The sequence below is a fragment of the Serratia sp. CY43202 genome, from assembly GCF_052168755.1.
In the GTDB taxonomy this organism is placed as follows: Bacteria; Pseudomonadota; Gammaproteobacteria; order Enterobacterales; family Enterobacteriaceae; genus Serratia; species Serratia bockelmannii.
In genome coordinates this window covers 1-679 of record NZ_JBJNMB010000030.1, presented here as the reverse complement: position 1 = coordinate 679, position 679 = coordinate 1, and the positions used below count along the sequence as shown (strand labels likewise).

General features: G+C 45.4%; 1 tRNA gene and 2 rRNA genes. All 3 read right to left on the bottom strand.

Annotated features, from left to right (window positions below):
• Positions 1-90 (bottom strand): 23S ribosomal RNA (locus ACJ8J5_RS24760); the annotation flags it as partial.
• A 234-nt stretch (positions 91-324) separates the two neighbouring features.
• Positions 325-400: transfer RNA gene (locus tag ACJ8J5_RS24755), tRNA-Glu, on the bottom strand.
• Positions 401-606: 206 nt separating this feature from the next.
• Positions 607-679, bottom strand: a 16S ribosomal RNA gene (locus tag ACJ8J5_RS24750); the annotation flags it as partial.

The following is a 679-nucleotide window of genomic DNA, read 5'->3' as shown; positions in this document are numbered from 1 at the left end:
ATCACCTTACCGACGCTTTTCGCAGATTAGCACGCCCTTCATCGCCTCTGACTGCCTAGGCATCCACCGTGTACGCTTAGTCACTTAACCTCACAACCCGAAGATGTTTCCATCGTTCGTGTTGCAAACATTTGAGAGACTCTATGACAGGTTACTCTTCATCCCAATACGTCTACGGAGGGATAAATTTCAGCCGTCATGTTTCAATTTTCAGCTTGTTCCAGATTGTTAAAGAGCAATATCTTAAAAATGACTCGCAAGTCATCTTTAAGATTTTTTCGGTTATCGCTAACCGGTGATAATGTCTTTCACTCATTATCGGAATGGCGTCCCCAAGGGGATTCGAACCCCTGTTACAGCCGTGAAAGGGCAGTGTCCTAGGCCTCTAGACGATGGGGACCCGAAATTGGCTTATCGAATCACCGATTCGATAATTTCGGGTAAAGGTGAGATTTTTCGTGAAAAATCGAGCGCCATTGTCGTTTGTCACTGCACTGGACAGTCACAAATCTCCCGGCACTTACCTATACCACAAGGTTTTGTTTGCTCATTACTTTTTCATCAGACAATCTGTGTGAGCACGCCACTCGAACTAATATCTTTAGGTAAGGAGGTGATCCAACCGCAGGTTCCCCTACGGTTACCTTGTTACGACTTCACCCCAGTCATGAATCACAAA